At 51.5% G+C, this 23496-nt stretch carries 26 protein-coding genes and 1 tRNA gene; 15 read left to right on the top strand and 12 right to left on the bottom strand.

Annotation, left to right across the window (positions count from 1 at the left end; all coding sequences use genetic code 11):
- Position 1: 1 nt before the first annotated feature.
- Positions 2-598, bottom strand: coding sequence for a class I SAM-dependent methyltransferase (locus tag ACN0IC_RS13505; protein WP_416879306.1), 597 nt, complete (start codon positions 596-598; stop codon positions 2-4).
- A 175-nt stretch (positions 599-773) separates the two neighbouring features.
- Between ACN0IC_RS13505 and ACN0IC_RS13500 the strand changes: the two genes are divergently transcribed.
- A complete protein-coding gene (locus tag ACN0IC_RS13500) occupies positions 774-1394 on the top strand; it encodes a cation transporter (protein WP_416879316.1) in 621 nt (206 codons plus the stop codon).
- An 11-nt stretch (positions 1395-1405) separates the two neighbouring features.
- On the opposite strand, the gene ACN0IC_RS13495 is transcribed toward ACN0IC_RS13500, so the two are convergent.
- Together ACN0IC_RS13495 and ACN0IC_RS13490 are read right to left on the bottom strand one after the other, a co-directional pair.
- Positions 1406-3073, bottom strand: a complete 1668-nt coding sequence (locus tag ACN0IC_RS13495; protein WP_416879305.1) for a hypothetical protein — start codon at positions 3071-3073, stop codon at positions 1406-1408.
- 155 nt (positions 3074-3228) lie between these two features.
- Positions 3229-3723, bottom strand: a complete 495-nt coding sequence (locus ACN0IC_RS13490) for an Lrp/AsnC family transcriptional regulator (protein WP_416879304.1) — start codon at positions 3721-3723, stop codon at positions 3229-3231.
- Positions 3724-3921: 198 nt separating this feature from the next.
- Here ACN0IC_RS13490 and ACN0IC_RS13485 point away from each other — a divergent pair, with 198 nt between their 5' ends.
- From ACN0IC_RS13485 to ACN0IC_RS13465, 5 genes are all read left to right on the top strand, one after another.
- Positions 3922-5199, top strand: coding sequence for a thiamine pyrophosphate-dependent enzyme (locus ACN0IC_RS13485; RefSeq protein ID WP_416879303.1), 1278 nt, complete (start codon positions 3922-3924; stop codon positions 5197-5199).
- Entirely contained in the window at positions 5199-6215 is a 1017-nt protein-coding gene (locus ACN0IC_RS13480) for an alpha-ketoacid dehydrogenase subunit beta (protein WP_416879302.1), read from the top strand. Before ACN0IC_RS13485 ends, ACN0IC_RS13480 begins: the two co-directional genes overlap by 1 nt.
- A gap of 3 nt (positions 6216-6218) precedes the next feature.
- Positions 6219-7775: a 2-oxo acid dehydrogenase subunit E2 gene (locus ACN0IC_RS13475; RefSeq protein WP_416879301.1), complete on the top strand. Its 1557-nt coding sequence runs from the start codon at positions 6219-6221 to the stop codon at positions 7773-7775.
- Between the two features lie 69 nt (positions 7776-7844).
- Positions 7845-7918, top strand: a tRNA-Met gene (locus ACN0IC_RS13470).
- Positions 7919-8166: 248 nt separating this feature from the next.
- Complete coding sequence (locus ACN0IC_RS13465; RefSeq protein WP_416879300.1) at positions 8167-9120, top strand: sensor histidine kinase; 954 nt, start codon at positions 8167-8169, stop codon at positions 9118-9120.
- Positions 9121-9195: 75 nt separating this feature from the next.
- Here the strand turns inward: ACN0IC_RS13465 and ACN0IC_RS13460 are convergent, their stop codons facing one another.
- Together ACN0IC_RS13460 and ACN0IC_RS13455 are read right to left on the bottom strand one after the other, a co-directional pair.
- Positions 9196-9741, bottom strand: a complete 546-nt coding sequence (locus ACN0IC_RS13460; RefSeq protein ID WP_416879299.1) for an ActR/PrrA/RegA family redox response regulator transcription factor — start codon at positions 9739-9741, stop codon at positions 9196-9198.
- Positions 9742-9864: 123 nt separating this feature from the next.
- On the bottom strand, positions 9865-11211 hold the full coding sequence (locus ACN0IC_RS13455; protein ID WP_416879298.1) for an ActS/PrrB/RegB family redox-sensitive histidine kinase: 1347 nt from the start codon (positions 11209-11211) through the stop codon (positions 9865-9867).
- Positions 11212-11354: 143 nt separating this feature from the next.
- Between ACN0IC_RS13455 and ACN0IC_RS13450 the strand changes: the two genes are divergently transcribed.
- Positions 11355-11966, top strand: coding sequence for an SCO family protein (locus ACN0IC_RS13450; RefSeq protein ID WP_416879297.1), 612 nt, complete (start codon positions 11355-11357; stop codon positions 11964-11966).
- Positions 11967-11999: 33 nt separating this feature from the next.
- Here the strand turns inward: ACN0IC_RS13450 and ACN0IC_RS13445 are convergent, their stop codons facing one another.
- Together ACN0IC_RS13445 and ACN0IC_RS13440 are read right to left on the bottom strand one after the other, a co-directional pair.
- Positions 12000-12575, bottom strand: coding sequence for a cob(I)yrinic acid a,c-diamide adenosyltransferase (locus ACN0IC_RS13445; RefSeq protein WP_416879296.1), 576 nt, complete (start codon positions 12573-12575; stop codon positions 12000-12002).
- Between the two features lie 4 nt (positions 12576-12579).
- Complete coding sequence (locus tag ACN0IC_RS13440) at positions 12580-12780, bottom strand: HIG1 domain-containing protein (protein WP_416879295.1); 201 nt, start codon at positions 12778-12780, stop codon at positions 12580-12582.
- A 174-nt stretch (positions 12781-12954) separates the two neighbouring features.
- Here ACN0IC_RS13440 and ACN0IC_RS13435 point away from each other — a divergent pair, with 174 nt between their 5' ends.
- Both ACN0IC_RS13435 and ACN0IC_RS13430 read left to right on the top strand, forming a co-directional pair.
- Entirely contained in the window at positions 12955-13221 is a 267-nt protein-coding gene (locus ACN0IC_RS13435; RefSeq protein ID WP_416879294.1) for a DUF2312 domain-containing protein, read from the top strand.
- A 53-nt stretch (positions 13222-13274) separates the two neighbouring features.
- On the top strand, positions 13275-13913 hold the full coding sequence (locus tag ACN0IC_RS13430) for a hypothetical protein (protein ID WP_416879293.1): 639 nt from the start codon (positions 13275-13277) through the stop codon (positions 13911-13913).
- 99 nt (positions 13914-14012) lie between these two features.
- Here ACN0IC_RS13430 and ACN0IC_RS13425 read toward each other — a convergent pair whose 3' ends face one another.
- The 4 genes from ACN0IC_RS13425 to ACN0IC_RS13410 all read right to left on the bottom strand — a co-directional run bounded on the left by ACN0IC_RS13425 (position 14013) and on the right by ACN0IC_RS13410 (position 18303).
- Positions 14013-15077, bottom strand: a complete 1065-nt coding sequence (locus ACN0IC_RS13425; RefSeq protein ID WP_416879292.1) for a hypothetical protein — start codon at positions 15075-15077, stop codon at positions 14013-14015.
- A gap of 201 nt (positions 15078-15278) precedes the next feature.
- Positions 15279-16151: a hypothetical protein gene (locus ACN0IC_RS13420; RefSeq protein WP_416879291.1), complete on the bottom strand. Its 873-nt coding sequence runs from the start codon at positions 16149-16151 to the stop codon at positions 15279-15281.
- A gap of 156 nt (positions 16152-16307) precedes the next feature.
- Positions 16308-16706, bottom strand: a complete 399-nt coding sequence (locus ACN0IC_RS13415; RefSeq protein ID WP_416879290.1) for a hypothetical protein — start codon at positions 16704-16706, stop codon at positions 16308-16310.
- A 130-nt stretch (positions 16707-16836) separates the two neighbouring features.
- On the bottom strand, positions 16837-18303 hold the full coding sequence (locus tag ACN0IC_RS13410; protein WP_416879289.1) for a sigma-54-dependent transcriptional regulator: 1467 nt from the start codon (positions 18301-18303) through the stop codon (positions 16837-16839).
- 280 nt (positions 18304-18583) lie between these two features.
- Here ACN0IC_RS13410 and ACN0IC_RS13405 point away from each other — a divergent pair, with 280 nt between their 5' ends.
- The 6 genes from ACN0IC_RS13405 (at position 18584) to ACN0IC_RS13380 (ending at position 23295) form a co-directional block, all read left to right on the top strand.
- Complete coding sequence (locus ACN0IC_RS13405) at positions 18584-18886, top strand: aa3-type cytochrome c oxidase subunit IV (protein ID WP_416879288.1); 303 nt, start codon at positions 18584-18586, stop codon at positions 18884-18886.
- A 70-nt stretch (positions 18887-18956) separates the two neighbouring features.
- Entirely contained in the window at positions 18957-20165 is a 1209-nt protein-coding gene (locus ACN0IC_RS13400) for a Re/Si-specific NAD(P)(+) transhydrogenase subunit alpha (protein ID WP_416879287.1), read from the top strand.
- Positions 20166-20186: 21 nt separating this feature from the next.
- Positions 20187-20498: a proton-translocating transhydrogenase family protein gene (locus ACN0IC_RS13395; protein WP_416879315.1), complete on the top strand. Its 312-nt coding sequence runs from the start codon at positions 20187-20189 to the stop codon at positions 20496-20498.
- 2 nt (positions 20499-20500) lie between these two features.
- On the top strand, positions 20501-21913 hold the full coding sequence (locus ACN0IC_RS13390) for an NAD(P)(+) transhydrogenase (Re/Si-specific) subunit beta (RefSeq protein WP_415810063.1): 1413 nt from the start codon (positions 20501-20503) through the stop codon (positions 21911-21913).
- Positions 21914-22028: 115 nt separating this feature from the next.
- Complete coding sequence (locus ACN0IC_RS13385) at positions 22029-22457, top strand: hypothetical protein (protein ID WP_416879286.1); 429 nt, start codon at positions 22029-22031, stop codon at positions 22455-22457.
- Positions 22458-22494: 37 nt separating this feature from the next.
- Complete coding sequence (locus tag ACN0IC_RS13380) at positions 22495-23295, top strand: alpha/beta hydrolase (RefSeq protein WP_416879285.1); 801 nt, start codon at positions 22495-22497, stop codon at positions 23293-23295.
- Here ACN0IC_RS13380 and ACN0IC_RS13375 read toward each other — a convergent pair.
- A complete protein-coding gene (locus ACN0IC_RS13375) occupies positions 23292-23477 on the bottom strand; it encodes a DUF3008 family protein (protein WP_416879284.1) in 186 nt (61 codons plus the stop codon). The two genes, ACN0IC_RS13380 and ACN0IC_RS13375, sit on opposite strands and share 4 nt — an antisense overlap.
- Positions 23478-23496: the final 19 nt, after the last annotated feature.

Here is a 23496-nt window from a genome sequence, read left to right as displayed (position 1 = left end):
CTTATCTGGCAGCCTTGGTCGCAATTATATAAACATGTTTTTCGGGAAACTGATCTAGCTCCAGATGCAGAATGGACAGACCTTCTTCCGTTAAAATTTTCGTATTTTCGAAAATGCCGATAGAGCTGTAGCGAAACTCCTGACCGCGCCATTCATCCACATTTTTGTCTCCCACAGCGTCGCCGAAGGAATATATCAATATCCCGTTTTCATTCAATTTATCACAGAGTTTGGAAAGAACGGGTTCTTGTTGGGAAAGCGGCAGGTGAAAAAGACAGTCCCAGGATAGAATAAAGTCAAATGTTTCGTCTGTTTCCCAGTCCTGAATCTCGGATTGAATGAATTTGAAATCTGGATGATTTAACTTCGCCAGTTTTATCATTTCAGAGGAGGCATCAAGGCCTGTGACCGTGAAATTGGAATTCTGCAATCTTCGGATAAGTCGTCCACCTGATCCGCAGCCGACGTCCAGTGCATTCTGTTGACGGACGGCATAAGACAAGGCTCTTTCTAATTGAGCCACGCCGTATTCAGACTCAAAATGATACTGATTCCACCAAGCGGCAATCGTGTCGTATTTCTCACCAATAGTTTTCATTTACAGTCCCCGAATGAATATTTCTAAATGATGTCTCTATCGTCAAAACATAAATCAAAAAAATAATCTGTTACACTCTCGCGGAAATCACAATCAGAGTAATCTTACTGACGGGATATTTACTCACGAGTTTTTTCACTTGCCAAACCGAGGAGAAAGAATGTTAGTCTTTCCCATGGGAAATTGTTGCGAACCAAAAGTCTTCACCGGCTTATCGAAGGGTTATAAGCGGGCGCTTATTGCCGTGATTTTAATTAATGCGGTTATGTTTTTTGTTGAAATGGCCGCCGGGTTTTCGTCGCAGTCCCAAGCGCTCAAGGCTGACGCTCTCGATTTTGCCGGAGATTCCGTGACCTATGCGATCAGTCTTGCCGTTATTGGCGCGGCCGTCAGAACGCGGGCTTTGGCTTCGCTTTTTAAAGGCGCGTCACTGGGGCTGATGGCTTTGGTCATTCTCGTCACGACAGCGCTGCGGTTTTTTGAGGGAAGCGCCCCCGAAGCTCATACAATGGGATTGATTGGCGCCCTCGCTTTTCTGGCCAATATGGCGAGCGTACTGATACTTTTGAAATGGCGAGACGGCGATTCAAATGTTCGCTCTGTTTGGCTTTGTTCGCGCAATGACGCTATCGGGAATGTCGGTGTTATCCTGGCCGGTTTTGCCGTGGCCTTTACCGGATCGGCCTGGCCGGACTTGATTGTGGCCGGAATCATGGCCGCAATATTCCTGAAGTCCGCCGCCTCTATCACGGCGCAAGCGCGCGCAGAATTGAAACAGACCGAACGTCCGGCCTGAGCCTAACGCCTCTAGAGGTCTAGAGCCGAGATATCGAATAAATCCGCCATGACCGATTCCGTGGTCGGCCAACGCCCGGCCCCTTTGCCGCGAATGCGATATTGGTCGCCATCATCAAAATCAAAGACAGCATGGGCTTCTTCGCCTTCGGCCTGAGCCAGGAAATTATTCAGGCTGAGGTCTTTTAAATCCAGACTCGAAGAAAATCCGTTCTTGTCTTTCCAGGCTGTGGCAATGCGTTTAATCGCGCCTTTGGGCGGTTCTGTCGGATTGAAATTCTCGATAGAGTCGCGGTGGATGTCGTCAATGGTGATTTCTTCGTCAAAACCGAGCAGGGCGACGAGCAGTATTTTTGCTCCGGCATCGGCTCCGTTCACGTCACTGGACGGGTCGGCCTCGGCAAAGCCTTTTTCCTGTGCATCGGCCAGAGCGTCTTCATAGGACCGCCCTTTGCTGATTTCGCCGAGCATGAAATTGGTTGTGCCGTTGAGCAAAGCCTGAACGCGGGTGATGCGCCCCTTTTCACGTTTACACATTTCCAGAACCGGCATGCCGCCTCCGGCAGCGGCGGAGAAGAGAAGCTGAAGGTTGTTTTGTTCGGCGCGTTCCAACAGATCCCGTCCGCCTTTTGCGATGGCCTGCTTATTCGCACTGACCACGTGTACACCTGCCTCAATCATGGCGCGGGTATGGGTAAGCGCGGGCTCAATGCCATTCGAAACGTCGATAAAAATATCCGGTTTCGCCGCGACAAGATCCTCAAACTCTGTTGTCATCATTTCCGGCTTATAGCCCTGATCGATATATTTCTCGATATCGCGCACCATGATTTTGACCATCTCGAATTTATCGGGAGAGGCTTTCATCCGCCGGAAAACGCCGCCGCCGACAACCCCGCAGCCCATCATGGCGACGCGCAGTTTTTTAAACTTCGGCGCGTCGGAAAGCGGACCTGTTTTAGGGCCGATTGTGGTATAAAGCGGAATACCGGGACGGCCAATACGGAAAGATTGCTTGTGTTTTTTGGCAAAGCCTAGCGCCTTCGGTTCGACGAGCGGCGCGGCGACTTTGGCCATGTCGTCCCAGCTAATCTCGCTGTAACGCTCCGGGCTGTCGCCGGATTGTTTCGGGTCGCGGGCGTAAACGCCGTCGACATCTTTGAGAAGCAGGGCCGGAGCCTTAATCTGGTCTGCGACGAAAAGAGCTGTCAAATCCGCGCCCCCCTGGCCGAGGAGAACCGTACGGTCTTTTTCTCCGATGGCGACATAGCCGGGCATCACCACAATATCATGGTCTTTCAGATCCTGGTTCAGCTGCTCGGCGTCTAACCCTGTCAGTTCTGCCTCAGTTGAGCTGCCTTTTGCCGTGAGGCCGAGGTCTCGGGCCTGTCGTACAAAAGCAGGCGCTCCGATCCGTTCTAGCGCCAACGCCAGAAGCGCGGCAGAACGGCGTTCACCCAGCTGGATAAGCTCCGGCAGGTTTTTGGCTTGCCCCTCCGGGCCAATTCTGCGGGCTTCGGCCAGCAGGACGTCGCTCTGATCGCCCTGCGCCGAGGTGACGGCAACGACGTTCTGGCCTTGTCGGTAATGACGATAAATTTCAGAGGCCGCGTTTGTATAGTCTTCCAGCGACCTTAAAACGCTGTGGCCAAAATTCAGGACAATAACAGGAACGGGCATGACAAACTTTCCCAAGACAAGACTGGCCCAAGACAAACTAGGACCGTTAGACTAAAATCAAATTGTGCGGTTAAGGCCGCAGCGACGACAAGTCAACAAAAGTGACCCTGAAAGCGGCGCCCAGAGAAAGATTTTACCGGAAAGAAGGAAAAACTCTAAAGTCGAGGCACAGCATTGCTAATGAGGTTGAGCGGTATCGAATTGGTGTCCTTGCTCTGGCGGAGCACGATACGGGATTGAACATCAGAAATCAGATCAATGGAGAGAAGCGTCTCGCGCAGGAAATCTTCATAAGAGTGCATATCTTTCGTCACGATACGCAGCATGAAATCAACCGCCCCTGTGACGACGGCGCATTGAATAACTTCCGGCATTCGCGCGACAGCTTTTTCAAAACGTTCCATATTGGCGCGATTGGGAAGGCCGAGTTTGACGGCGACGAAGACTTCGAAATCCAACCCTAGTTTAGAGCGGTTCAAAATGGTAACACGGTTTTCAATAATGCCGAGTTCTTCCATACGCTTGATGCGTCGCCAACAAGGGGAAGACGAAAGTCCAACCTGTTCGGAAATATCTGCGACGGATAATCCGGCGTTATTCTGGATCAGATGCAGTATCTTGGCATCGATGTTGTCAATAATTTCGGGCATGTGAACCTCTCATATATCGAATATACGCAAAAAAATCGCGTCTGTTCCCCGTTATAACTGTAAAGCGTTATGATTATAGCGTATTTTTTGGATAAATTACGCTGAAAAGTCAATCTTCCCGCAACAATTAGGGTGGATTGAACGTAATTGTGATAAGAAAAACGTCCAAACAGGACAAAACGGGAATAAAGGGATAGAATGGGTCAGTCAGCCGAAAACAAAGCACGCGCAGAGCGAAACCGTTCCAACCAATCCAAACTGTTTGTGCCGGAGCCGCAATTCCGCCCGGGCGACACCCCGGACTACTCCCATATTTCGATTCCCACAAACCATTCACCTTCGCGCCCGGATCCCCTTTGCGACGCGCATGATACTGTTGAGCACGCCTTAAAGCTTATCCGGGTTTTGCGTTTTAACGGCGAAGCCGATGGCGACTGGAAGCCCGACCTGTCCGCAGACCAATTACGCGAGGGACTGCGCCATATGATGCGCACCCGCGCCATGGATGAGCGCATGTTCACCATGCAGCGCCAGGGCAAGATGAGCTTTTACATGAAGTCCACCGGCGAAGAAGCCGTCAGCGTCGGACACGCGATGGCGCTCCGTGATGAAGATATGACTTTCCCGACCTATCGCCAGCAAGGCATTCTGATCGCCCGCGGCGCGTCAATGAAAGAGATGATGTGTCAGGTCCTGTCCAATTCGGGTGATCCGCTGGACGGGAAATCCATTCCGGTGCTTTATTCTTTCAAGAAACACGGATTTTTCTCTATCTCGGGCAATCTGGCCACGCAGCTTATTCAAGGCGTGGGCTGGGCGATGGCCGAAGCTTATAAAAATACGGACGGCATTGCGTCAGTCTTTACGGGTGAGGGCGCAACTGCCGAAGGTGATTTCCACTATGCGCTAAACTTCGCTTCCACATACCGCGCGCCGTGCATCATCAATGTCGTCAATAACCAATGGGCGATTTCAAGTTTTCAAGGTATCGCGGCGGGCCGGGGCGAAACCTTCGCTGCGCGCGGAACGGGTTATGGCCTCGCGACATTGAGGGTCGACGGCAATGACATGCTGGCGGTTTATGCGGCGACGAAATGGGCAGCCGACCGCGCCCGTCAGGGCGGCGGCGCGACCATTATCGAACATTATACTTACCGCAAGGAAGGCCATTCCACGTCAGATGATCCGTCTAAATACCGTCCTGAAAATGAAGGCGATGTCTGGCCGTTTGGCGACCCGGTAGAGCGGCTGAAAAACCACCTCATCCATATTGAGGAATGGACCGAAGAAAAACATGAGGCTCTAGCTGAAGAGCTGAAAAAAGAAGTGCGCGAAACCTTTAAGAAGGCGGAAGCCATGGGCTCTGTCGCCAATTCCACGCAGCTTCCTGACAGCACAATGTTTGAGCAGGTTTACGAAACAGAGCCAGATCACCTTCTCCGTCAAAGAGAGATGTTCCAGGGGGAGATAGACTAATGGCTAAAATGAGCATGATCGAAGCCATCCGCGATGCGATGGATGTAAAAATGACTGAGGATCGGGATGTCCTCGTCTTTGGCGAAGACGTTGGCTATTTCGGCGGCGTGTTCCGCTGCACGGCCGGATTACAGGAAAAACATGGTCTTCACCGCTGTTTTGACACGCCGATTTCCGAGGGTGGTATCGTCGGCATCGCGATTGGTATGGCGGCCAATGGCCTGCGCCCTGTCGCGGAAATCCAGTTCGCCGATTATATCTATCCGGCCTATGACCAGATCGCGTCAGAGGCGTCTCGCCTCCGCTATCGCTCAAACGGCGACTTTACGGCGCCTTTGACTATCCGCACGCCCGTCGGCGGCGGCATCTATGGCGGCACGACGCACAGCCAGAGCCCTGAAGCCCTGTTTACGCATATTTCCGGTTTGAAAACCGTCATTCCGTCAAACCCATATGACGCAAAAGGTCTTTTGATCTCGGCGATTGAAGACAATGACCCGGTTTTATTCCTGGAGCCCAAACGGCTATATAATGGCCCGTTTGACGGCGACCATCAGAAACCGTCCGTCGGCTGGAAGAGCCATGAACTCGGCGAAGTCCCGGAAGGTCATTATACTGTGCCTCTGGCCAAGGCCCGCAAAATTACCGAAGGTAATGAACTCACTATCTTGGCTTACGGCACCATGGTTTGGGTTGCTGAGGCGGTCGTGAAAAATATGGGCATCAGCGCGGATGTTCTGGATCTTCGGTCTCTCTTGCCGCTGGATCTCGACGCGATTGTCGAATCTGTAAAGAAAACAGGCCGCTGCGTTATCATTCACGAAGCCACCCGAACCTCCGGCTTTGGCGGGGAACTCTCCGCTCTTGTTCAGGAACACTGTTTTTATTACCTTGAAGCACCTATCCAACGCGTGACAGGATGGGACACACCTTATCCTCACGCGCAGGAATGGGCGTTTTTCCCGGGACAGAAACGTCTGACACGGGCCGTCAAAACTGTCATGAAAGCCGCATAGATTATGGGCGAATTTATTTTCAAACTGCCGGATATCGGCGAAGGCGTTGTCGAAGCCGAGATTACCGCTTGGCATGTGTCTGTTGGCGACAAAGTCGAAGAAGACGCGCCACTTGCTGATGCGATGACGGACAAAGCCACCATCGAGCTGACTTCGCCGGTGGACGGCGTCGTGAAATCCCTCGGCTGTGAAGAAGGTGACGTATTTTCTGTCGGCGGTCATTTGGTCGTTTTGGAGACCGAAGGCGAAGACGCGGCAGGTGAAGACGCAGCAGACGCAGACGCAGAAGAAACATCCGAAGGTGAGACGGTAGAAAAGTCTTCCTCTGACGGCTCGGCGCCTGCCGGGTCCGATGAGTTTATTTTCAAACTTCCCGATATTGGCGAAGGCGTTGTTGAAGCCGAGATTACCGCCTGGCATGTTTCTGTCGGCGATGAAGTCGAAGAAGATGCGCCTCTTGCGGACGCGATGACAGACAAAGCCACAATCGAGCTTACCTCCCCGGTGAGCGGCAAGATTTTAGCGCTTGGCTGTGAAGAGGGGGATGTGTTTTCCGTTGGAGGCCATCTTGTAACTTTGGAAGTCGAAGGGTCTGCGCCCGCGCCGGAAAGCGAGACAAAAGACGCTCCGAAAAAAGCGGAAGCGCCTGCAAAGCCTTCCTCTCCGGCGTCGAAAACACCGTCAACGCCCCCATCAACTTCAGAGAAAAAGTCATCCTCAGAGAAAATATTGGCGAGTCCGGCCGTTCGTAAACGCGCCATGGATTCCGGTCTTGATTTGTCCAAAGCGAAAGCCAGCGGCGGCGAAGGTCAGGTCACGCATGCTGATCTCGACCTGCTCGAGAAAGCCGCAGAGCCGGAAGACGGCGAAACCCGCATCAAGGTAATTGGCCTGCGCCGCGTGATTGCGCAGCGTATGCAGGAATCCAAGCGAAATATTCCGCATTTCACCTATGTTGAAGAAATAGATGTGACAGAGCTGGAAGCGTTCCGCGCCCGCATCAATCGGAAAAAATCCGAAGACAAGCCAAAGCTGACCGTGCTTCCGCTCATGATCCGGGCGATGGCTGTCCTGCTCCGTGATTGGCCGCAATTTAACGCGCGCTATATGGATGAGCAGGGCTATGTTTCACAATATTCCGATTTCAATCTGGGGATTGCGACGCAGACCGATATTGGTCTGGTCGTGCCTGTTTTGAAAAAGGCGCAGACCCTTTCCGTCTGGAAAATGGCGGAAGAGTTAGGCCGATTGGCCGAGGGCGCGCGTAATAATAAACTCAAGCCTGAAGAGATGAGCGGCGCGACAACCACATTGACCTCGCTCGGTCCTTTAGGCGGCATTGTCACAACGCCCGTCATCAACCGGCCCGAAGTGGCCATTTTTGGCCCCAATAAAATCCGCCCGAAACTGGTTATGGAAGACGGCGAGGTGATTGAGCGCAAAGTCATGAACTTCTCGGTCTCCTGTGACCACAGGGTCATTGACGGCTATGACGCGGCCAAGATGATGCAAGATTTGAAAGCTCTGCTGCAAGACCCGCAAATGATGTTTCTCGCTTAGGGCGCAGGACTTACTTTTCTGCTTGGCAGAGGCTCGCGTCTGTCCTATATGCCGCGCTTCGCACCGTATGGTGGGGTAGCTCAGCTGGTTAGAGCGCAGGACTCATAATCCTGAGGTCGGGGGTTCAAGTCCCCCTCCCACTACGGTGCGGCTTTCATTTAAAATTTCAGATTTCGGTCTTCTTTTTTACAGGAAGCAAGAATCTGATTGCCACGGCTCACAAATTATAAGAAAAACATGCGCGAAGCGTCTGCGGGGAAGCGGCTTCGGGAGGGGCCTTGTGCTAGTTAAAGGGCGTGACAGACTCGTCGAATTTGATGTCGTCGACAAATTTTCTAAAAGAGTTCCTACCATAGGAATCCAAATCATTTTTGGACTATGCTGTTTTCTGATGGCCGTTTTTGCTCGCGCGCTGGTCGACGCCATTTTTGCCGCCGCCGGGCCTTTTTCCCTTATTTACCCTGCTATACTTATCTCCACCTTATACGGACGTTGGCAATCCGGACTGACAACATTTCTGTTTGCTTTCTTACATGCTTGGTATTTTGTACTGCCGGAGCCGCGCTCTTTTTCATTTGAAATAGAGGGGGACGCCGCCCGCACAATTGTAAATGGGTTTGCGGCTTCGTTTATTCTGTTGTTTGCAGAAATTTTCAGACGCGGCATCCGCCTGGCGACAATGGAAAGAGACCGCCAACTTACAACAACGACGCTTCTTATTCGGGAATTGGAACATCGGACGAAGAATAATTTTGCGATGGTTTCAGCGCTTTTGAACATGCAAAGCCGGAGTCACAAATCCTCTGAAGTGAAAGAGGCTTTGGAAATGGCGTCGACGCGAGTCAATAGTTTCGCGGCCATACATGATTCGATCTATAGCTCCGGCGATTTTCAGGAAAATATAGATATTGCGGAATATCTGAAGGCGCTTTGTGAAAGTCTCAGAAAGGCGTTTGCGTCTGACTCATCTATAGATATTACATTGTCGGCGGCGTCATACCGCATGGAGCGAGATAAAGCTGTGGCGCTTGGCCTCATCTTAAATGAAGTTGTCACCAATGCCTTTAAACATGCGTTCCCGGACGACAGAACCGGGTTGATTCATATTTCTTTTGTGGCCAATCAAAACGAGCCTTGGGCGCTCACTGTTTCAGATAATGGGTGCGGCATGAATAATAAAGGAGATAAGAAAAAGCCCCCGAAAGAAAAGAAGGAAAATGGCGGGCTCGGCACGCGCTTGATGACAACATTCGCGCAGAATGTTCAGGCCGAGATTGAAGTTAAATCAACCTCTGACGGAACCGTATTTACACTGTCAGAAATATCTCAGGACGAAGCTGAGTAGTGTTGTTCAAATAGTTATACGGCTCAAATATAACGCTTCGGGAAATGCCTGAACAATAAATCGTTCAATTACGAATTATCTCGGCGCGCGTTTGGCGAGGATGCGTTGTAAGGTGCGTCTGTGCATATTAAGTCGCCGGGCGGTTTCCGAGACATTTTTCCCGCAAAGCTCGTAAACGCGCTGAATGTGCTCCCACCTCACGCGGTCTGCGCTCATGGGGTTTTCCGGCGGCTCGGGCGCTTCGCCCTTGCTCGCGAGGAGCGCTTTGCAGACATCATCTGCGTCAGCAGGTTTGGCCAGATAATCTACCGCGCCGCGTTTTACCGCCGAAACGGCTGTCGCCAGATTCCCATATCCCGTAAGCATCACCATGCGGCAATCCGGGCGGGTCTGGTGGAGCAGATCAATGACGTCTAATCCGTTTCCATCCTCAAGCCGCATATCCAGAACGGCGAAAGCCGGTGGTTTAGACCGTGCGATGGCTTTGGCCTCTGTCACAGTCTCGGCGGTCTCGACGGTGAAGCCGCGTTGCTCCAGGGCGCGCCCGAGACGCGTCCGAAAAGGTCCGTCATCGTCCAGAATTAAAAGACTGGCATCATTCGGTAAGTCATATTCAGTCATAACTCTTGTCTCATCCTCTCTGTCTTATAGAGCCGTCCGTCAGGATAATTCTGTTTTATCCCATTCTGTCTACGTGTGACAGCGTCAAAAGAGCTGAATAGATATGCAAAAAGCCGTCTTCTCTTATTGGGTTCTCGGCAGTATCAAGGATTTTCTTGGCCATTTCGCCTCCACTCTTGCGCCGCCAAGCGGAGCCCGGCTGAAATGCACGGCTCCCCCGGTGCGTTCAATTAAGGTCGTTGCAATGAAGACACCGAGCCCCAAGCCTCCGGCGCGGTCGGGTTTGGTTTTTTGCCGGGTTCGCATGGTCACATATGGTTGGCCAAGCCGACCCAGAATTGTGGGATCGAATCCCGGCCCGTCATCATCTATCGTCAGAGTAATGTAATCTTCTGTCCAATGACCGGTGAGATTGACCTGGTCGCGGGCGAAATCCACAGCGTTTTCGACAAAGTTTTTCATGGCGTAGAGCAGCTCGGCCTGACGGCGCAGGGCGGGTTCAGGGCCTTCGCCATAGGTTTCGATCGTAATATCCGGGTCGATATCAATAAAGGGCTCAGCGGCTTCTTCGAACAGATCTTCAAGGGAGAGTTGATCATGAATGGCATCGCCTTCATCGCCGCGCAGGGAAAGCTGTTCCAGAATGGAGCGGCAACGCTGGGCCTGAGATAAGAGAAGGGCGGCGTCTTCGGACAAAGAGGTACCTTCCGGAATTTCGCGGCTCATTTCCTTGGCAACAACCTGAATAGTGGCGAGAGGGGTGCCCAGCTCATGCGCGGCGGCCGCGGCGAGGCCTCCCAGAGCGGAGAGTTTATGTTCATGCGCCAAAAGGGTTTCAGTTGCGGCCAGGGCGGCGGCCATTTTGCGGCTCTCTTTGGTCGCGCGCCACGCATAGAGGGAGGTAAAGATGGAGCCGACAATGATTGCCGTCCAGACGCCGAGACGAAAGAGGAGAGGTAAATCAAGAGGCGCGGCAGGATCCCAGGGCAAAGGACGGTAATGAAACACCAGCCAGAGGGACAGCACGGTGGCTAAACCAGCAAGCGTCAGCAGGACGGGTTTAGATAAGGTCGTCGCGCTCGTCACAACGGGCGCGAGAAAGAGAAGCGCAAAAGGATTGGTGATGCCGCCAGTCAGCCAAAGCAGTACGGCCAATTGGATAATATCAAAGCCAAGCTGAAGAAGTGCTTCTAATTCGCCGACACGCCGTTCCAGCGGAAATAACGTGGTTATGGCGAGATTGACGACAACGCTAACCCCGACAACGAGGGAGCAGGCGAGGACCGGAAGCGGATAGTTAAATAACTGGCTGACAATTAATAACGCCAGAGCCTGACCGCCAATAGCCCCCCAGCGCAAAAGCACCAGAGTATAGCGCCGAAGCCGGCCCATAGACCGTGCGGGCGGCTTGGGCGGATCGGCCATTTCGCTCAGTCCGAGTGGCAGGCTGATATCAGGGGCCGCGTTCACAGCCGCCGCTCAGATAATATGGTCCCCATCGCGTCAATCTGACAAAGTCTAAGGGATAGTGCAGTAGTCATAATTGGTTTATACGCATTCTAGGCGGGCTTGGATATGCCATAGCTCGAAAGTTTTTATATCAGAGAGCCAATATGCCTTTTGCAAAATTTCTAGTGATGTCAGTTGCGGCTATGAGCCTTGCGGCCTGCGGTCCAAACGAAGGCACGTCTGGCCAGGCTGGTAAAACTGTCACATCAGGACAGGCGGATATTGGCGGCGAGTTTTCGCTCGTTAATCAAAATGGGGAGCGCGTAAACGAAGAGACGCTCACCGGGAAACCGCATTTAATCTATTTCGGGTTCACCTATTGCCCGGATGTTTGTCCGACGGCCTTACAGAAAATGGGTCAGGCTCAAAGCCTTCTGGGCGATAAAGGCGATGATATCGGCTATGTTTTGATAAGCGTGGACCCTGAACGCGACACGGTTGAATCCTTATCCCAATATGTTGAGGCCAATGGTTTCCCGGAAGGGTTGCAAGGCTTTACCGGAACTCCGGAAGAAGTTTCGACTGTCAAAGCCGCCTACAAGGTCTATTCCTCTAAAGTGCCAACGCCGGAAAGCGCCGCAGAATATACAGTCGATCATTCAGACATAATGTATCTGATGGGCGCGGACGGAAAATTTGTCGATTTTTTCTATGGGCGTACAACCCCGACGGAAATGGCGGCGCGGCTTACAAAACACCTCAAGACAGGTGAATAGGGTATATCCAAGCCAGTTCTAAACAGGCGCGGCTTATCGATTGGCGCCGGGCACCCATTTAACGTCGGCTTGTCCCTGATCATTTGTCCAACGGGCTGCCACAAATAGGTAATCCGACAGGCGGTTCAGATACTGAATGGCATGCGGGTTGACGTCGTCCACTTCGCTCAGAGCTACGCAGACACGTTCGGCCCGCCGGCAGACGGTTCTCGCCTGATGCAAATAAGCCGCCGGTGGGGTTCCGCCGGGCAGGACAAAGCTTTTTAGCGGCTCGAGATCCTCATTGAGACTGTCGAGCTCTTTTTCAAGACGCGTTGTTTGGCTTTCCACTATTCGCAAAGCGTATTCGCTATCGGCTTCGCCCTTTTTTGGGAGCGGCGTTGCCAGATCTGCGCCGAGATCGAAAAGATCGTTTTGAATGCGCGAGAACATGTCATCAAGCGGGCGGTTTTCCAGGTGAAGCCGAACCAGACCGATTACGGCGTTGGTTTCGTCGACATCTCCATAGGCTCTGACGCGCAAGGCCGATTTGGACAGGCGAGAGCCGTCAACGAGGCCGGTCGAACCGTCATCCCCCGTGCGGGTATATATCTTGTTGAGTTTGACCAAGAGCCTAGCCTCTGGTTTTGACGTAAACCGTCAGGATAAGCAGTCCAATGGCGACGGCTTGCGCGACAACCCGGCGGCGCATCCAGATATTGGATTTCTCTCTATCGCCGGTTTGTTTGCCGCCCATAGACTTTGCGCCCATGACCAGTGTGAACAATACATAGAGAAATGAGGCGATTGTCAGTGCATATAAAATATAGAGCATTCGGCTCTCCTTGCAAATTTACTAACCCTTATAGGGACTTATACGTCAAAAGGGCAGAGGTAAGATTGCGACGAATTCGCTTGTCCACAATTTCCTCTGCACCCGCCCATAGCAGGCAGCGCGTTGACGCGATACCAGACCCTTCAACAGAATTTTAGGAAATAAGAGGTCATTATGATTTCCGATGCAGACCGCGCTGACCAAATGGGTCAGGCCACCCGCGAAAAATTGAAACAGTTCATCGCCCGTATCGAGCGTTTGGAAGCCGAGAAAGCCGAACTGGCGACAGATATTCGCGAAGTCTATTCCGAGGTAAAAAGCTTTGGGTTTGATACCAAGGTGATGCGAAAGGTGATCTCACTACGCAAGCAGGACGCGTCTGAACGGGCGGAGCAGGAAGCCCTGCTCGACATGTATATGGAAGTTGTTGCCGACCAATAGGGTAATACAGATTAAGTGTTCCGCTTCTGTTCTTTTTCTGCTACACGGCCTTCATGTCCGATTATGACAAGCAGCAATGGCAAGAGGAGCAGGCGGCGCGAGACGAGGCGCAAAGCGCTTTCCGTGATAAAATGGCGAAGTCGCGGGAGCGATCTGCCCGTAATGCGCGGCGCAAGATTGCCAGGCTCCATGCCAAACTGACAGAGCTTGACCATATTAGCGAATTTGAAGACGAGTTTGGCGAGAGCGTACTCGAACGTCTCGAAAAATATGGCTCGGCTTTTCATGATCCGGAAAAGGGGCGCGCGGGGGATGCCTTGTCTTCGGCGCAAAGGCAGGTCGTCTCGCGCATGAATAAAAAGGTCAAAGAGCTTAAAGCTAAAAGAAGTTCCGAAGCCTCCGAACATGACCCGGACGCGGATTATAGCCGTTCCGCTGGAGGCTGGGCCTCGAAGCCAAAAAAAGGCCTAAGCTCGAAAAAGGGATTCGGACGTAAAAACTTTACGCCGCGCGTCAGGCAGATCGAAGAGGATATGCCCGAAGATCAGGTTATGAAGAAACCGGATGTCGATTTCAGCGATCCAAAAATTGAACCCTTCTTGCCGGAATATGTGCCGGAGCCGCCAAAGGAATCGCCAAAGGCACCAACGCCTAAAAGACCCTTTCTTCGGTTGGTTCGCTCAGAGGACTAATTAGGGAATTTATTCGGGCACGTTTAAGTCAGTTTTGGATGCAGATAAAAAGACCCGCTCCACTTTCGCGGAACGGGCTATTATCAAAAAAGAGATATCTTAGTTAGGGTCTGATTCACTTTCCAGATCAGTTTCAACATCAGATTTAATGTCGAGGTCTACATCGGAATCTTCTTCAAGAGTCATGTTTTCCTGTAGTTCAACATCACTTTCCATCTCTGATTCCACCACAGGGTCAGTCTCGTCTAAAGTGGGCGTTTCCGGCGCTTCCGGTACGGAGAATTCAGTCTCGTAAGAGGTGTCATTCTCGCCCGTTACGGCGTCTACGGTCGGATCTATGTTGAGGTCAGAACCCTCAACTTGAGGAGAGTCAATCGTCGTCTCCGTGTCTGACATGACCTCGTTTTCAAGAGCCGGATTTTCCAGTGTCGGACTTTCAAGTGCCGGATCCGTTTGTAAGATGGCATCACCTTCTACGCCAGTTTCGACTTGTACGTCAGAGTCGGTTGTCGTCTCAAATGCGGAAGGAACGTCCGGATCCAGAGCAATTTCATTTTCTTCCAAACCTATGTCAGTCTCGACATCTGTTTCGGTTTGGACGTCCGTCTCAGTGTCCAGCGTTGCGTCAGCGTCGACTGGGTCTGTCTCCATCGTGGACTCAGTGTCCATGGTTTCGGCTTCCACAGGCTCTTCATCCATCTCCATAGATTCAGTCTCAGTCTCCATGGCGTCATCAGACATAGATTGTTCGTCTTGGATCTGCGCGTCTTGGGCCTGCGGATCCGCGTCTGGAGTTTCATCGAACTCATCAACGATCACTCCAGAGTCTACAGCCCCTTTTACAGCGGTTGAATCAGATGGCATGACAACAACAGAGTCAGTTTCCCTAGCGTCCACTTCGCCTTTTACAGCAAATGATTTTTCATATTGTTCAGCTGAGAAACTTTCGCTTCCTCCTGAAATCACATTAAATTGACGCTGAGCATTTGTAAGGGTTTTCCCCTCTTTCTCTTTATATTTCGCAAATTCAGAGAATGACACTTGGCCATTAGCATCCGTATCTAAGTCTGAAAATGTGGGGGGTGTGTCCCCAGCAAAAGCGCTACCCGCGCCCAGAATGGCGGCGAGTGCCATAGCAATGGAAGTTGTTTTTAGATAAGTCATATCGAAATTCCTTTCTTATCAGCCAATCACCCCCAGTTGAGTGAATGTTCTGCTAATATAATGTCTAAAGGCGCGTTTTGTTGCGTTACAAAAAATTGGGAGTTGAGACGAAAATAAGGCAAAAAAGGGCTTAAATAATAAAGCCAACTATCAAAAAGCCCGCCAGAAGCGGGCTTCAGTTTTAAATTCGTTTAGGCGGCTCTATTTTTCGCCCCAAACTTTCATTTGCGGATTGGAAGTCTTGTCCAAATCAGTTTCCGCGCCTGAATTTGTCATGTTTGACATGGCATCAGGATCATTCATCTGATTGAGTCCCGCCGGATTGTTATCGACTGGATAGTCTTGTCTGGTTTCGGTCTCATTCATTCTATCAGTCTCTATAGAGCTGTCGGAGGTGACGGACGCTTCCATTCCAGCCGTAGAACGATATCTAGGCGTATTCAGAACATCATTTGATATAGCGGCTTGATACTGACTTTGGCTTAAAGTCCTTTGGCCATTGCTTAATTTCGTGAACTCCTGAGCTGCTTTCGTGGCGCTGGAGAGACCCTGAGACTTACGCATTTTCCAGTACTCGTCATAGCTGACATTTCCATCTGAATTTGCGTCAAGTGCGGCGAAATCCTTATATTCAACATTCATATTTGCGGAGGTATCGGTCGAAGTCGTTATTGTACGATTTAGAACTGCCTCGGGTTGATTTTCATATGTCTGTATGGAATCGACGCGCATTGAGTCAGGGGCCGACATTTTATTGTCAGTCTGCTTCATGGCGGACTTCATCTTATTTTTCTTAAGTCCAGCCATATCAAAATCGGCAAAACCGTCCATATTGATAGTTGTATCTTGGCCAGCTAATCGGCTGAATTCTTCGGCTGCAACAGACGTGCTCACGCCGTGCGATTCGCTAAAGGTCGCAAATTCGGTGAAGGTCAATTGGCTATCACTATTAGTGTCTATTTTCATAAACACCTCTTTTTTTGACATGTCTTTAGCCTTGTCGCCTGCAAAAGCGGGCGCGGCTGTCAATAGAGTTGCGATGGCAGTAAGGGCGACAGTATTATGATAGGTCATTGAAATCTCCTTTTAAATTGACGGACGCGGAGAAACAGTTTGAAGGGGGGAGTGTTTAGTCCGCATCCGTCAACCAATTAACGGCCTGATGCCTCTTCCGTTTCATTAAATGTCGGCAAGAAAGCAAAGCAGGAAATTTCTTACTCGAAATGAAGTTTATTCCGCCGGAATGGATTCATAGCCATATATGGGCTCTTCCTCGACATTCTGGACATCCGACAGAGGCTGCGGACCTCGAGGGAGCACAGAATCAGGAGGCGTGCCGGGCTTCAGGGCGTAGGCTTTCCCTTCCATTAAAAGGGCCAGATTTAACTCATCCTCTGTCAAAATAGCGTCGCCCTGAGCGGATCTAACAAAATCCTGGGCGGCTTCGGTTGGAGAGATTCCGGCGCTGTCCGCATAAAGCTTATACTCAGAGAAACTCACCTGATTATCACCATTTCTATCAAGTTTAGCGAATTCAGTCGGCAGCGCTCCGGCAGAGGCCGATCCTGTGAATATTGCCAAAAGGCTCAGAGAAAAGAGAGAGGCGAAAACGCAAACAGAAAAACGCATAATTTAAGTCCTTCTTGAGATTAGGGTCTACAGAGTGACACTTTGCACTTTGTAAAACCATATACAATTTGGACAGGATATAGCCGGAGAATAGGGCCTTAATGCGGCAGACTATAATGCTAGGTATTTGTTAGGCGGAGCGAACGTCGTCCACATCAAGAGAATGTTCGCGGACCTTGCGGTAAAGCGTCGAACGACCGATTCCGAGACGTCTGGCAATTTCGCTCATGTGACCGGAGTAATTCTGGATAGCGAATTCAATCAGATCTCTTTCAACCTCTTCCAGGCTTCTCAGGTGACCTTCGCGATCAAAAACAGAAACCGCTTTCATATCGTCTGCCGGATTGGCCGCTTTTTCATCCAGTTTCTGTGTCCAGCTTTCCAGGCCGGACGGTGATCCTTTGGAAAAAGAGGGTGCCTCACCTGTGATTTGGGGGAAGTCTTGAGGGCGCAATGTCTCGCCATCTGACAAGATCATCGCCCGAAAGATCATATTCTCCAATTGCCGGACATTTCCCTTCCACTCATAATTTTGCAAAAGCTCGATTGTCTCGTGCAAGCCGCCGGAAATATTCAGGCGTTCTTGAGCGTTGAACCGTTTGATGAAATGTTCGGTCAGGGCCGGAATGTCTTCGCGGCGGTCGCGAAGGGGCGGGACGGCAATAGGGAATACATTCAACCGGTAATAGAGGTCTTCGCGAAAAGAGCCGTCCGCAACGCACTCCTGGAGATCGCGGTTTGTCGCGCTGATAATACGGACATCCACTGGTGTGGGGCGTTTGGCTCCAACTGGGTCAACTTCGCCCTCCTGAAGAACGCGGAGCAATTTTACCTGCATGTCCAGCGGTAATTCGCCTATCTCGTCCAAAAATAATGTTCCCGTATGGGCTTCCTGGAATTTGCCCAAATGCTTATTATTCGCGCCCGTGAATGAGCCTTTCTCATGCCCGAATAGAATGCTTTCGACCAGATTTTCGGGAATAGCCCCGCAGTTTACGGTAATAAAGGGTCGTCCCGCCCGGTCCGACGCACCTTGAATGGCGCGGGCAATGACTTCTTTCCCGACCCCGGATTCTCCAGTGATCAGGATAGGAATATTGGCCTTCGCGCCGCGTTCGCCCATCGCAACAACGGTTCGCATCGTTCCGGCATTGCCGATCAGGTCATTAAACTGAAGGCTCCCATCGGAGGTCTTTTTCAGCCGCGTGACTTCTGTGGCGAGCGTATTCATTTCAAGCGCGTTGCGGATGGAAACGATAATCCGCTCAGGCGAAGCTGGTTTGACAATAAAATCGCGCGCGCCCGCTTTCATGGCTTTGACGACGGTTTCGATAGAGCCTTTGCCTGTCAAAACAATGACGGGCAAGTCCGGACGTTTGAGCGCTAACTCGTCCAAAGTTTCCATGCCGTCGCGGCCCGGCATCACCAGGTCGAGCAACATGACACTGACCTTATCTGAATTGGCCCCGAGCGCAATTTCCAGAGCCCCGTCCCCATTATCCGCTTGCAGGGTGGAAAAACCGCTTTTCTCGACCACGGCCTGTAGGAGCCGCCTCTGAGTCGGGTCGTCATCCACAATCAGGACAGTTTTTGACATCAAAATACCTTCTACTCTTAAATTTGACAGCCCTCTCAAAAGGAAGAGGAGACGCCAGAGGGTGTTCGTAAGAATATGGGACAAACAGGTGAATTTTTGGCCAAAAATCAGGGTTAGCAGGAAGTTAAATCCATTTTAGAGGAAAAATATGCCTCGACACGGCGTTGGCGCTATTGTCCGTTGGACAAGCGCATGATAGCAGAAGCGAAATTTTGTCTCCAGTATCCTCGGGTGGATATGGGGGCGGACAACCCTTTGAAAAAGACATCAGGAAAGAAAAATGGCAGCTGGTTCTTCAAATTACAATCGCGGTGAAATGAACGTCAAAGCCCAATCCGGCACATTTGGCGGATTTATGGGTCTGACGAAATATGGCGGCGCTCTTGTTGCGCTTATTGTTCTTATGCCGACTTTGGTGTTTGCCGTGGGTATGGGCTGGTTCAGCGCGCTCATTGTCAGTTTGATTGTGGGATTTGTGATTGGTGTGGTCCTGAAATTCAAAGCCATCTGGTATGTCGTATTGGTGGGAACCGCTATCTTTGTGGGTATAATCTCATTTCTGCTGAGCCTCCTGGCGGGGTAAGCGCTCTTTGCCTGACCGGCTGACGTCGTTTGGGCCGATAGATTAAGACTTCAGTCGAAGGGGATTTGTCTTGCATATAGCCGTTATAAAAGATTCCGGGCCGGCAGAACGCCGCGTCGCCGCGACGCCGGATACCGTTAAAGGCTTTGTCGCCGCAGGTCATAAAATTACGGTGACCAAAGGTGCGGGCGCAGAGGCGGATTTTTCAGACGCCGCTTATAAAGAGGCAGGCGCGACGATCGCCGCCAGCAATACGGCTTGCGTCAAAAATGCCGATCTTGTCTTTTCGGTAAACGGGGCGGATGCAAAACTGGTTGGCAGCCTGAAAAAAGGCGCCGGAATTACCGGAGCCATGAGCCCGACCGATAATCCAAAATACGCTCAGGCCTGCGCCAAAGCCGGCGTCACGGCTTTTGCTCTCGATTATATTCCGCGTATTTCGCGCGCGCAGGCGATGGACGTGCTGTCCTCGCAGTCCAATTTGTCCGGCTACCGCTCTGTGGTCGAAGCCGCCGGGATTTATGGCCGCGCTCTGCCAATGATGATGACGGCGGCGGGCACAATCGCCCCGGCCAAAGTATTCGTCATGGGCGCGGGGGTCGCAGGACTACAAGCCATTGCCACGTCCCGCCGTCTCGGCGCGGTGACGACGGCGACTGACGTTCGCCCCGCCGCCAAGGAACAAGTTGCCTCTCTCGGCGCGAAATTTGTCGCCGTGGAAAACGACGAATTCAAAGCCGCCGAAACCTCAGGTGGATATGCCAAGGAAATGTCGCCAGAGTATCAAAAGGCTCAGGCCGAGCTGACCGCGTCTCACGTTGCTAAACAGGATGTTGTTATTACCACCGCCCTTATTCCGGGACGCCCCGCGCCGAAATTGATTGATAAGGCCATGCTGGATTCCATGAAGCCCGGCTCTGTCATTGTCGATCTTGCGGTGGAACGCGGCGGAAATGTTGAAGGCTCCAAGAAAGGCGAAATCGTCACGACCAAGAACGGCGTCCATATTGTTGGCTATCTTAACTGGCCGTCCCGTATGGCGGCGGATGCCTCCAACATGTTTGCGCGTAATCTCAAAGCGTTCTTGCCTCTGGTGACATCCGAGGCCGGAGCCTATGCGCCGAATTGGGACGACGAAATCATTAAAGGCTGCGCTCTGACGAAAGACGGCGAAGTCGTTCATGAGCGCTTGCTTTCTTTGCCAGCTGGAAAGCCCGGTGCGAAAAAGGCGGCGCCTAAAAAGCCTGCCGCGAAAAATACCGGGAAAAAGAAAGGGTAGATTATGACCTTCGCTCTTATCATGGCGGGAGGCGCCGCCGTCAGCCCGATCGTTTTCCAACTGACTATTTTCGTTCTGGCGATTTTCGTCGGATATTATGTGGTCTGGTCGGTCACGCCCGCCCTTCATACGCCGCTCATGGCTGTTACCAACGCCATTTCATCCGTGATTATCGTGGGCGCTTTGATCGCCGTGGCCGCAGGCGCGCTGGGCGGCTCTTCTGTCTCCACCTGGACCGGCGCGATTGCCGTGGCGCTTTGCGCCGTCAATATATTCGGCGGCTTCCTCGTCACCCAACGTATGCTCGCCATGTATAAGAAGAAGGCGAAATAATCATGCCTGAACTCTCAGCCAATCTTGCCGCTATCCTCTACACAGTCTCGGCGGTTCTCTTCATTCTGGCCTTGCGGGGGCTAAGCTCTCCTGAAACCTCCCGCCGCGGGAATTATTACGGCATGGTCGGTATTGCCATTGCAATCGTGACGACATTTTTGGTCGCGGGGATGGGCGGTACAGGTTTCCTTTTCGCCGGAGCTGGCCTTGCAGTCGGCGGTGTCGTCGGCGCGGTAATTGCGAAAAAAATTCCCATGACGGATATGCCGCAACTTGTTGCGGCGTTTCACTCCTTGGTCGGATTGGCAGCTGTTCTTGTGGCCGTTGCCGCCTTTTTCTCGCCGGATAGCTTCGGCATCCTGAACGACGAAGGCACCATTAAGGCCGGAAGCTTGCTCGAGCTATCACTCGGCGCGGCCATTGGCGCGATTACCTTTTCCGGCTCTGTCATTGCCTTTGCCAAGCTGAACGGGAACATGTCCGGCGCGCCAATTATGCTGCCTTTCCGGCACTTGATTAATATCGCCCTGGGCCTCGGCGTAGCTGTACTCATCGGGATGTTGATGAAATCCGGCGGTTCGGATCCGACAATCCTCTGGAGCCTTGTCGCGATTACTTTTATTCTCGGCTTTCTGCTTATCATTCCGATCGGCGGCGCGGACATGCCTGTCGTGGTGTCCATGCTAAATAGCTATTCCGGCTGGGCGGCGGCGGCGCTCGGTTTCACGCTCGGCAATATGGCGCTTATCGTGACCGGCGCGCTCGTTGGCTCTTCGGGCGCGATCCTGTCCTACATCATGTGTAAAGCCATGAACCGGAGCTTTATTTCCGTCATTCTCGGCGGATTTGGCGGCGATACATCCTCCGCTGCAGGCGGCGACAAGGAACAGCGCCCGTTCAAACAGGGCTCTGCCGAAGACGCGGCGTTCATTATGAAAAATGCGTCCAAAGTCATCATCGTGCCGGGCTACGGCCTCGCCGTAGCGCAGGCCCAACACGCCATTCGCGAGATGGCCGATACGCTGAAGGAAGAAGGCGTCGATGTGGTTTACGCTATCCACCCGGTTGCGGGGCGGATGCCGGGCCACATGAATGTGCTCCTCGCCGAAGCGAACGTCCCTTATGACGAAGTGTTCGAGCTGGAAGACATTAATTCCGAATTCTCCAATGCGGATGTCGCCTTTGTTATCGGCGCCAATGACGTGACGAACCCGTCCGCCAAAACCGATCCGTCCAGCCCGATTTTCGGCATGCCTATTCTGGACGTCGATAAAGCCGGCACCGTGCTCGTCGTCAAACGCTCCATGTCCACAGGCTATGCCGGTATCGACAATGATCTGTTCTATGAAGACAAGACGATGATGCTCCTGTCAGACGCGAAAAAAATGGTCGAGAGCATTATTAAGACTTTGTAGGGGTTTGGCGCACCGCGCCAAAATCAAACTTTATAAAAGTTTGATACCGAAAAAGCGGGTTCGTTGCACCACGAACCCGTAGCAATCCTCAAGTTTTACAATTAGTCTCATAGCTATGTTTGATTCTATCGGCAAAGCTGCTGGCTACGTAAAACGTCTAATTAAATTAAAAGATGATGTTGAGCTCTTAGAAGCTGTTCAGCCGCTTCAAGAGGTTATTAGTGAGGCTCAGCGTGAAGCTACCGAAGCGGTTAGCAAAATCCATGAACTAACTGTTGAAAATATCGAGTTAAAGAAAGAGATTATTAAACTCAACGAACAAAAATCGGTTACGGAAAGCTATAAAATTCATAGGTTTGATACGGGTGGTATCGTATGGAAGCTGAAAAGTGACGAAATAGATGGCTACCCATATATTTGTGCAAATTGTGTTGAAGAAGGTAGAGTGTCTCCCTTGCAGGAACGTGGTCTATTCATGTCTTGCAATGCTTGCAAAACTCGATTGCAGATTAAGCCTCAAGGCAAAGTAAATGTTATAATGTGAGATTTTATTATCGAATGGCTTACGAAGACAAACAGTCATGAAATGGGTTATCGGCATTCTTGCGGTTCTCATTGGATTATACATTCTGCTTGTGATTGGGGTCTATGTGATGCAGCGAAAGCTGCTTTACTTTCCACCTGAAAATTATCTTTCTCCTGCCGATGTTAATGTCGAGATGGAAGAAATTAGAAATGCCCAAAACGATATAATTTCTTGGTGGACGCCGCCGACTAGCCCAGACGGAAAAACCGTGATGGTATTCCATGGCAATGGGTCAGCGATCTATAGTCATTATGATGTTTTCAACGATTTAATAGAGGCTGGACATGGCGTTCTGTCTGTCGGCTATCCCGGCTATCCGGGACAAAGCGGGGTGAGCCCTACACAAAAGAGCCTGACGGAAGCTGCCAAGCGTCAGTATGAATGGGTGGTTAACCAGGGAATTTCACCCGAAAATATTGTTTTTTACGGTACCTCGCTTGGCTCGGCTGTCGCGGCCCAACTTTCCATAACTCACGAACCTTCTCTTTTTATCGCGGATGCCTCTTTCAACTCAATTGTCGCCGTGGGAGCAGAGGCTATGCCCTTTTTGCCCGTCCGGTTTTTGCTCAAGGATAAATTTCTTTCTGATGAAGCCCTCCAAAACGGTTCATTTCCGCTCATCTGGATACATGGTACAAAAGACACAATTGTGCCTCTCAAATTTGGCGAGCTTTTATTCGAAGGATATAAAGGGCCGAAAACCGCCTATAGAATAGAAGACGGTTTGCACAATAACCTCTGGGGCCTGGGCGGCCGCGATATTGTCCTTAAGGCGCTCAAATCCGAAATAAATTAATCCTCGACCTTGTCCGGCAAATCTTCGCGCTTGGTCGAGGCCATATCGTCGAGCTCTTCCTCGGTCATTGTTTCATACATTTCGACGGACGCGCCTTGGAGGTCGCTTTTCTTGATCTCTCCGCGTTTGGCCGAGAGCGCGGCGCCGGCGGCCTTTTGCTGGGCTTTGGATTTGGCTTTCATATCGGTCTCCTTTTTTGAA

It is taken from the genome of Litorimonas sp. (assembly GCA_029936425.1).
GTDB lineage: Bacteria > Pseudomonadota > Alphaproteobacteria > Caulobacterales > Maricaulaceae > Litorimonas.
The sequence above is the reverse complement of the archived record's forward strand: the minus strand, read 5'-3'. Positions and strand labels throughout refer to the sequence as shown.

Coding starts and splice junctions, on each gene's coding strand:
- ACN0IC_RS13505 (WP_416879306.1), bottom strand. CDS start 598: ATGAAAACTATTGGTGAGAAATACGACACGATTGCCGCTTGGTGGAAT.
- ACN0IC_RS13500 (WP_416879316.1), top strand. CDS start 774: ATGGGAAATTGTTGCGAACCAAAAGTCTTCACCGGCTTATCGAAGGGT.
- ACN0IC_RS13495 (WP_416879305.1), bottom strand. CDS start 3,073: ATGCCCGTTCCTGTTATTGTCCTGAATTTTGGCCACAGCGTTTTAAGG.
- ACN0IC_RS13490 (WP_416879304.1), bottom strand. CDS start 3,723: ATGCCCGAAATTATTGACAACATCGATGCCAAGATACTGCATCTGATC.
- ACN0IC_RS13485 (WP_416879303.1), top strand. CDS start 3,922: ATGGGTCAGTCAGCCGAAAACAAAGCACGCGCAGAGCGAAACCGTTCC.
- ACN0IC_RS13480 (WP_416879302.1), top strand. CDS start 5,199: ATGGCTAAAATGAGCATGATCGAAGCCATCCGCGATGCGATGGATGTA.
- ACN0IC_RS13475 (WP_416879301.1), top strand. CDS start 6,219: ATGGGCGAATTTATTTTCAAACTGCCGGATATCGGCGAAGGCGTTGTC.
- ACN0IC_RS13465 (WP_416879300.1), top strand. CDS start 8,167: ATGGCCGTTTTTGCTCGCGCGCTGGTCGACGCCATTTTTGCCGCCGCC.
- ACN0IC_RS13460 (WP_416879299.1), bottom strand. CDS start 9,741: ATGACTGAATATGACTTACCGAATGATGCCAGTCTTTTAATTCTGGAC.
- ACN0IC_RS13450 (WP_416879297.1), top strand. CDS start 11,355: ATGCCTTTTGCAAAATTTCTAGTGATGTCAGTTGCGGCTATGAGCCTT.
- ACN0IC_RS13440 (WP_416879295.1), bottom strand. CDS start 12,780: ATGCTCTATATTTTATATGCACTGACAATCGCCTCATTTCTCTATGTA.
- ACN0IC_RS13435 (WP_416879294.1), top strand. CDS start 12,955: ATGATTTCCGATGCAGACCGCGCTGACCAAATGGGTCAGGCCACCCGC.
- ACN0IC_RS13430 (WP_416879293.1), top strand. CDS start 13,275: ATGTCCGATTATGACAAGCAGCAATGGCAAGAGGAGCAGGCGGCGCGA.
- ACN0IC_RS13425 (WP_416879292.1), bottom strand. CDS start 15,077: ATGACTTATCTAAAAACAACTTCCATTGCTATGGCACTCGCCGCCATT.
- ACN0IC_RS13420 (WP_416879291.1), bottom strand. CDS start 16,151: ATGACCTATCATAATACTGTCGCCCTTACTGCCATCGCAACTCTATTG.
- ACN0IC_RS13415 (WP_416879290.1), bottom strand. CDS start 16,706: ATGCGTTTTTCTGTTTGCGTTTTCGCCTCTCTCTTTTCTCTGAGCCTT.
- ACN0IC_RS13410 (WP_416879289.1), bottom strand. CDS start 18,303: ATGTCAAAAACTGTCCTGATTGTGGATGACGACCCGACTCAGAGGCGG.
- ACN0IC_RS13405 (WP_416879288.1), top strand. CDS start 18,584: ATGGCAGCTGGTTCTTCAAATTACAATCGCGGTGAAATGAACGTCAAA.
- ACN0IC_RS13395 (WP_416879315.1), top strand. CDS start 20,187: ATGGCGGGAGGCGCCGCCGTCAGCCCGATCGTTTTCCAACTGACTATT.
- ACN0IC_RS13390 (WP_415810063.1), top strand. CDS start 20,501: ATGCCTGAACTCTCAGCCAATCTTGCCGCTATCCTCTACACAGTCTCG.
- ACN0IC_RS13385 (WP_416879286.1), top strand. CDS start 22,029: ATGTTTGATTCTATCGGCAAAGCTGCTGGCTACGTAAAACGTCTAATT.
- ACN0IC_RS13380 (WP_416879285.1), top strand. CDS start 22,495: ATGAAATGGGTTATCGGCATTCTTGCGGTTCTCATTGGATTATACATT.
- ACN0IC_RS13375 (WP_416879284.1), bottom strand. CDS start 23,477: ATGAAAGCCAAATCCAAAGCCCAGCAAAAGGCCGCCGGCGCCGCGCTC.